The sequence below is a fragment of the uncultured Actinomyces sp. genome, from assembly GCA_900541895.1.
GTDB lineage: Bacteria > Actinomycetota > Actinomycetes > Actinomycetales > Actinomycetaceae > Pauljensenia.
Map to the genome: position 1 here is coordinate 1 of UWSI01000046.1, position 7736 is coordinate 7736.

Here is a 7736-nt window from a genome sequence, read left to right on the forward strand (position 1 = left end):
CTTGCGAAGGCGGCAAAAAGCCGTGCCCTCTAGCGACAGGCTAGCGGGCACGGCTGTGTTTGATGAAAACCTAAGAATCGATCGTCCTCAGAGCGTGCTCGGGTGAGTTCCTCCCCCAGCCAAGGACGTCAGGTAGTCCTGAGCGTTAAGGGCGCCTTGAGCACTGGTACAGATAATCAAGACGGTGTCGTCACCCGCGATAGTTCCAACAACATCGTCAATACGTGCAACATCAAGAGCAGAACCTAGGAGGTTCGCTGCTCCAACAAGAGTGCGCAAAACCAATTGATTTTCCACGCACGTTGACGTGACCAGAAGAGTTTGAAGCCACCGCTGAAGGCGTTCAGTGCTGGCTTCAGCCTCATGGGATTGTGAACCATCAGCATTGGGAACCGAGTAAATCAGCGCACCACTACGATCGCGCATCTTTGTTGCTCGCATTTCCATGAGATCGCGCGAAAGGGTGGCCTGAGTGACTTCAATTCCCTGGCTGCCCAATGCACTGCGAAGCTGTTCTTGCGAACTAATGGTTTGGGAGACCAAAAGATTTCGAATCGCCGCGTGGCGGCCAGCTTTCGTCTGAGGTGTCGCTTCAGATGACATCAAAACCCCTTAACTACGTCCGTGAATCGACATTGACTCCACTCCCGTTGCACCAGTGTAAGCGAGAAACGGGCCGCGTGCGAAAATCTTCGCGCACACGGCCCGTTTCCTCATCGATGCAGGAGTCAGCGATACCTCAGTCCTGCTTTAGTTGCTGTGCAATGGATTCTGCCCACTGATCAATCGCATTCCAATCACGGAAATCACCTTCAACAGCACCTGCAAGGCGAACAATAGCGCGCTCACGCAGCGACAAGATTGAAGGATCATATCGTCCAGCAAAGGAACGCAGCTCCTTTGCGTCGACACGGGTGAGCACAGGACCGATCCTGCTGGGATCTTGCGGAACGTGCTTGGGAACACCATTCATACCGACGGAGAAGGCCCACACGGGTAGCTTGTGAAGCTGCTGAGCAAAACGTTCCATAAAATCGTGAGCTTCAGGCAGCCACTGGGTCATGTACACAGCAGATCCGCAGATCACTGCATCAAAGCCATCAAGTGAGTCAACCTCTTCGGGGGACTTGCGGACAACCTCAAACCCATCGCTGGTCAGATGGCGTGCAATCGCATCCGCAACTTCAATGGTTGCACCGTGATGTGAAGCCGCTGTTACTAAAACCTTCATAACTACTCCTTCGCGCCAATAACCACGTTAATCCTAGCAAGAGGAAAGTCGATCATCCGCGCAGCGTTGCCCCAAGAACCTTACCTGTCTTGCTGACGATGTCAGCACGAACTTTCTGTACCTCATCCGGAGTCAAGGTGTGATCGCCGGCGCGAAGGCGCACAGAGAAGGCAAGGGAACGGAAACCTTCAGGTACCTGGTCGCCCTCGTAGATATCAAAGAGGACCAGATCTTCGATCAGCGCACCCGCAGCCTGGCGAATCACCTGTTCAACACGCGATACCGGAACATTCGTCGGAACAACCAGTGCAAGGTCTTCCTTCGCTGCGGGATATGTCGAGACAGGCTTTACCTGCATGGGTTCATCGCTCATCACCGAAATCAATGCATCGACGTCAAGCTCGAGGGCGCAGGCTCGTGCAGGAAGCCCAAAAGCCTTACATGCCTTCGGTGAGAGCTCACCAGCGAGAGCAAGTTCGACACAATCTTTACCCACACGGGCGAAAATACGAGCAACCCGTCCCGGGTGCCAAGGAGCGACCTCAGCGGGATCCGTTGCAGCCTCGGGAAGTCGAGGCCCCTTAAGCGTTGAGGGTTCGGCAAGCCAGGCACGCGTCACCTCGACGCGCACTCCCAATTGATCGCAGATTGAGCGTGCGACCTCGACCGCATCTGCCCAATCGAAAGTACGTTGGGAATCAAGAATTCCCGCGGGACGGGCATTGCCAGCGAGTACTGCACCGACATGCCACGGCTGGGAAGGAGTCCCCGCCTCAAGTGCGGCAAGTTGTTCGTCACTGGGACGATGCTCAGCAGAAATCAAGCCGGTGGGAACAACACCCTCGGGATGGACAACCTTCGCGATCTCGAAAATCGCAACCGAAGGGATACCACGAGCCCAGTTGCGTGCGGCGGTATCCAGCAAGGTATCCAGAACCGAAGTACGGAGCAGGGGCGCATCATCGGCAAGCGGATTACGCAGCTTCACAGCACGACGACGAGGGTCGTTCGCACTCAGGCCCTGCTTATCGAAAGAATCTGACACGAAGGGATAGCTTTCCACCTCGGTAAGACCAGCGTGGGCCAGCCCCTGGGCCACCAAACGTCGTGCGCGCTGGGCAGTAGTCAAACCAGTACCTGCAGGAGCTGTCGGCAAAACCGAGGGAATACGGTCATAGCCATCCAAACGCGCAATCTCTTCCACGAAGTGTGCAGAACCCGTGAGATCGGGCCGCCATGAAGGAGGAGTCACGCGAACGCGCTGCCCATCAATATCCTCAAGGACACATCCGACCTGCTCAAGCAACTCACAAACACGCTCGGGAGCGTAGGAAACGCCAGTCAGACGCTCAGCATCGCTCAACGCAAACTCATAGCTCGTCGGCACTGGCAAGGTGTTGAGATCAAAAACTGCAGGGTCGGCCTGACCGCCACCGTATTGAACAAGCAGGTTAACAGCGCGCTGCGCTGCAACCGCAGGAAGGAGCGGGTCAGTTCCACGTTCAAAACGCTTCGCTGCCTCAGAGTGCAGCTTGTGACGGCGCGAAGAACGAGCAACCGAAACCGCATCGAAATGCGCAGCCTCGAGGAGAATATCAGTCGTCGAATCCTCGACCTCGGAATAAGCACCACCCATCACGCCGGCGATGCCCAAGAGCCGCGAGCCTTCTTCACCACTGGGCGAATCAGAAATCACCAAATCTTCGGGATCCAAAGAACGAGTGACCTCGTCCAAAGTTGTCAATTCTTCACCTGCGCGAGCACGGCGAACCACAATCGGTGCAGCAAGTGCGGATAGGTCATAGGCGTGCATAGGCTGCCCCAGATCCAGCATGACGTAGTTCGTAATATCGACCGCCAGAGACAGGGAACGCATCCCCGCCATCTCCAAACGCTCAACCATCCAACGAGGAGTAGGAGCCTTGGGGTTGACACCGCGAACAATGCGAGTCACAAAACGGTCCGCACCCACGCGTCCATGGATGGGGGCACTGTCAGCAACCACAACGGGGAAACCGGCCTCGTTCGCCTCGGGAACCGAAGACACAAGAGTGCCAACCATTCCAGGATCGCGGAAGGGAGCACCCGTCGAATGTGAGAACTCACGAGCGACGCCTCGCACAGAGAAGCAGTAGCCACGGTCCGGAGTCACGTTAATTTCCAAAACCTCTTCGCCCAAGCCAAGGAAGGAAATCACGCTGTAGCCGACAGCGGGCAACTCTGCATCGGGGAATTCCTTTTGCAAGATGATGATGCCGTTATGGTCTTCACCCAAGCCGAGTTCGCGCGCCGAGCACATCATGCCATCAGAAACATGGCCATAGGTCTTTCGGGCAGCAATTTCAAAGGGACCGGGAAGAACCGCACCCGGAAGTGAGACAACGACATAGTCGCCGACCTCGAAATTGTGCGCGCCGCAAATAATGCCTCGTGATGGGAGATCACTAGGTTCTTTACCCGTGCCGGGAGCGTCATTGTGCTCTCCAACATCAACACGGCAGTAATTCACGAGCTTGCCATTGGACGCTTCAAACTCATCGCGCGTCAGAACACGCCCAACGACAAGCGGACCGCTGACACGAGCCGGATGAATAGTCTCTTCCTCAAGCCCGACGCGAACCAGGGCAGCTGCGAGCTCCTCGGTGGTCATTGCCGGATCTGCATCGACATAGTCACGCAGCCAGCTCATTGGAACCATTGGCATGTCAGTTGCCCCTTCCCAGTCCATTAACGCCGAATTGCTCAGAGAAACGCACATCGCCCTCGACGATGTCATGCATGTCTGCGATGCCGTCTCGCAGCATCAGGGTTCGTTCGACACCAACACCGAAGGCAATACCTGTGTAAACCTCAGGATCGATACCCGTTGCTCGAAGAACATTCGGGTTGACCATTCCACAACCGCCCCATTCAATCCAGCCAGCTCCGCCCTTCTTCTGGGGGAACCACAAATCCATCTCCGCGCTGGGTTCGGTGAAGGGGAAGAATGACGGACGCAAACGTGTCTTCGCATCGGGGCCGAACATGTGACGAGCGAAGTGATCGAGCACGCCCTTAAGATGCGCCATTGTCAGACCGCGATCGATCGCTAGTCCTTCAACTTGGTGGAAGACAGGGGTGTGTGTCGCATCCAGCGCATCGGAGCGAAAAACCTTGCCGGGGCAAGCCATGTACAGAGGAACGCCTCGTGAAAGAATCGAACGCGATTGCACGGGCGATGTGTGTGTTCGCATCACCAAGTGGCCATCTTCTTCATTTTCACCACCGACGCTGCGACCATCAATGTAGAGCGTGTCCTGCATTTGGCGCGCGGGGTGATCGATATCGAAATTCAAAGAATCGAAGTTGAACCACTCGTGTTCAATTTCCGGTCCCTCTGCAATCTGCCATCCCATTCCGACGAAGAAATCCGAAATCTCTTCCATGATCGTTTCCAGGGGATGACGTGCACCTTGACGCTCGCGCGCGGTAGGAATGGTGACGTCTACAGCTTCGCTCACCAAGACCTGCGCGTCATAACGTTCCTGGAGGAGCTCCTGACGCTCGTCCAATGCCTGGGTAATGCGCGAGCGGGCACCTCCCAAAAGACGACCAGCAACGCCTCGATCTTTCGGATCCAATTGCCCGATTCCACGGTTTGCCTGGACAAGAGCAGCTGAGTCTCCCATAAATTCCAGGCGAACTGCTTTCAATTCATCGAGGGTTTCGGTATGAGCAATAGCTGAAGTCGCTTGAGTAACGAGCTCTTCAATTGCCTGCTCATCCAAGGGATTGAGGCCACCAGCGGTGCCGGTCATGTCCTACTCTCCTATGATTGGTGTCAGCATTTTTCCTCGTGAAAATACGAGGGTTTTCTTCATTGTAGGTCAACAGCTTCTTCTGGCTGGAACGAAGCCGTAGTGCGGACTAGGCTCATAGGGCAACGAAAGGAAAAGAATGACGGGTTACCTTGCTGACGATTCAGTGCCTCGGGATGCTTCACCCTCCCCTTCTCAGGCTTCCCAAGGCCCTCTAGATAAGAAACGGATCCGTATCCAGCACCTTCAGGCAGCAAAAGAGCAGGGCGTTAAGATTTCGATGTTAACGGCCTATGACGCACTCACTGCCTCGATTTTTGATCAGGCCGGGATCGATATGATCTTGGTGGGAGATTCACTGGGCAACGTTGTTCTGGGATATTCCTCGACGCTACCGGTCACTATTGAGGACATGGAACGCGCCACTTCCTCCGTTGCACGGTCAAGTAAACGCGCTTTCATCGTCGCGGACCTCCCCTTTGGCAGTTACGAGGCTTCCCCCGCCCAGGCCCTTACAAACGCAGTCCGCCTGATGAAGGCAGGTGCACACGCTGTCAAGCTCGAGGGCGGTGCGCAGCGCGCCGATACCGTCAAGCTCTTGACCGAGGCAGGTATTCCGGTCATGGCACACCTGGGCTACACCCCTCAATCTGAAAACGCTTTGGGTGGGCCTCGCGTTCAAGGACGCGGCGAAGGTGCACAGATCCTTGCGCGCGATACCCATGCATTAGCTGACGCAGGTGCTTTCGCAGTCGTCTTTGAAATGGTCCCTGAACCGATCGCCACTCAACTGAGTCAGGAACTTTCGATCATTACGATTGGAATCGGCGCGGGTCCACACACCGACGGGCAGGTTTTGGTCTGGTCGGATATGGCCGGTATGACCTCGTGGTCGCCTTCCTTTGCACGCCGTTTCGCGCAGATCGGTCAAGAACTCCACTCCGCGACACAAAGCTATATCTCCTGTGTTCGCGACGGTTCATTCCCCTCAACCGAGAATTACCGAACAAACTAAGGACTACACCGCAATGCCGCACTCAACTGGTGCCGAGCGCGCCCCGCTTGGCAATCTCAAACCTGGGATAATTTCTCCGCGTCGTCCTGTCCCGACACACATTGATCGTCCGGAATACATGTACCACTCGGGTCCAGAAGTAATCACGGCCTCTGATATCAAGACACCGGAAACCATTGAAAAAATCCGCAAAGCCGGCCAAATCGCAGCACAGGCTCTCCAAGCAGTGGGGGAAGCAATTCGTCCTGGGGTAACCACTGACGAATTGGATCGTATCGGCCACGATTTCATTATTTCGCGCGATGCCTACCCCTCATGCTTGGGCTACATGGGATTTCCGAAGTCCCTGTGCACCTCAATCAACGAAGTAATCTGCCACGGTATCCCCGATGATCGCCCCCTTGAAGATGGCGACATTATCAATGTCGACATCACCGCTTATTACGACGGCGTGCATGGAGATACATGCGCGATGTTCGAAGTCGGGACCGTTGATGAGGAGTCCCATCTTCTGATCGAGCGTACACGTGAAGCGATGATGCGCGGCATCAAGGCTGTTCGCCCTGGTCGAGAAATCAATGTCATTGGCAGGGTTATTGAATCGTACGCACATCGTTTCAACTACGGTGTTGTTCGCGACTACACCGGACACGGTGTCGGCGAGGCCTTTCACTCAGGTTTGATTGTCCCACACTACGACACTGCCCCCGCACATAGCGAAATCATGGAAGAAGGCATGGTTTTCACCATCGAGCCCATGCTGAATCTGGGCGGAGTTGAATGGGAACAATGGGATGATCAGTGGACAGTCGTGACAAAAGATCGCGGTCGCTCTGCACAATTCGAACACACAATCGTTGTCACAGAAAACGGCGCTGAAATCCTGACGCTTCCATAATTCTGGCGTGAATTTTAACGATTCGATAAAGACGGTTATCCTTAGAGAAAAGGCCTTCGAAGGAGAACAACATGACACTTGCGTGTGGAATTGATATTGGCGGTTCAGGTGTCAAGGGTGCCCTTGTTGATCTTGAAACAGGGACCTACTCCTGCGAAAGCGTAGTGATCGAAACCCCGGCCCCGGCGACTCCAGATTCAGTTGCACAGGTCTGCGGTGATCTTCTCCACCAGCTCGACGTCACCGATGATATTCCCGTCGGGATCACCTTCCCCGCGCCAATTATTCATGGACGAGTTCCCTTTATGGCGAATCTTGATCCATCATGGGCAGGAATCGATGTTGTCGAGCTCATGGATCGCCACTTGGGGCGAACCATCGTTGCTCTGAATGATGCCGATGCCGCCGGATTAGGCGAAGCGATCTACGGCGCCGCTAAAGATGTTCCCGGAGTTGTCATTGTCACCACTCTTGGAACAGGAATCGGATCGGCCATCATCAATGATGGTGTCTTAATTCCAAATTCGGAACTTGGTCACCTTGAGATTGACGGCCATGATGCCGAAACTCAAGCTTCTGCAGGTCAGAAGACCGCGCAGAAACTGGATTGGGTCACGTGGACGGGGCGCCTCCAGCGCTACTACTCGCACGTTGAGATGCTCTTCTCCCCCGACCTTTTCGTTATCGGTGGCGGAGTGAGTGCTAATCACGAGAAGTTCCTCCCCCTGCTGAACCTCCGTACCCCCGTTGTCCCCGCAAAGCTACGTAATCCCGCCGGTATTGTTGGTGCGGCTT

At 55.1% G+C, this 7736-nt stretch carries 7 protein-coding genes; 3 read left to right on the plus strand and 4 right to left on the minus strand.

The features are described 5' to 3' along the window. Positions 1 to 87: 87 nt before the first annotated feature. From argR to pheS, 4 genes are all read right to left on the minus strand, one after another. On the minus strand, positions 88 to 603 hold the full coding sequence (gene argR, locus QZR18_RS08045) for an arginine repressor (protein ID WP_178707115.1): 516 nt from the start codon (positions 601 to 603) through the stop codon (positions 88 to 90). A 136-nt stretch (positions 604 to 739) separates the two neighbouring features. Continuing rightward, positions 740 to 1231 (minus strand): flavodoxin domain-containing protein, encoded by a 492-nt coding sequence (locus QZR18_RS08050; RefSeq protein WP_178707118.1) that lies wholly within the window; start codon positions 1229 to 1231, stop codon positions 740 to 742. A gap of 52 nt (positions 1232 to 1283) precedes the next feature. Then, positions 1284 to 3935, minus strand: coding sequence for a phenylalanine--tRNA ligase subunit beta (gene pheT / locus QZR18_RS08055; protein WP_178707121.1), 2652 nt, complete (start codon positions 3933 to 3935; stop codon positions 1284 to 1286). A 1-nt stretch (position 3936) separates the two neighbouring features. Next, positions 3937 to 5028 carry a phenylalanine--tRNA ligase subunit alpha gene (gene pheS, locus QZR18_RS08060; RefSeq protein WP_178707124.1) on the minus strand — a complete coding sequence of 364 codons (1092 nt, stop codon included), beginning with the start codon at positions 5026 to 5028 and terminating at the stop codon, positions 3937 to 3939. Positions 5029 to 5167: 139 nt separating this feature from the next. Between pheS and panB the strand changes: the two genes are divergently transcribed. From panB to ppgK, 3 genes are all read left to right on the plus strand, one after another. After that, positions 5168 to 6043, plus strand: coding sequence for a 3-methyl-2-oxobutanoate hydroxymethyltransferase (gene panB / locus QZR18_RS08065; protein WP_178707127.1), 876 nt, complete (start codon positions 5168 to 5170; stop codon positions 6041 to 6043). 13 nt (positions 6044 to 6056) lie between these two features. Continuing rightward, positions 6057 to 6941, plus strand: a complete 885-nt coding sequence (gene map, locus QZR18_RS08070; RefSeq protein ID WP_178707130.1) for a type I methionyl aminopeptidase — start codon at positions 6057 to 6059, stop codon at positions 6939 to 6941. 71 nt (positions 6942 to 7012) lie between these two features. Then, positions 7013 to 7736: polyphosphate--glucose phosphotransferase (gene ppgK / locus QZR18_RS08075; RefSeq protein ID WP_295910884.1), on the plus strand; the 724-nt coding region annotated here is incomplete at its 3' end.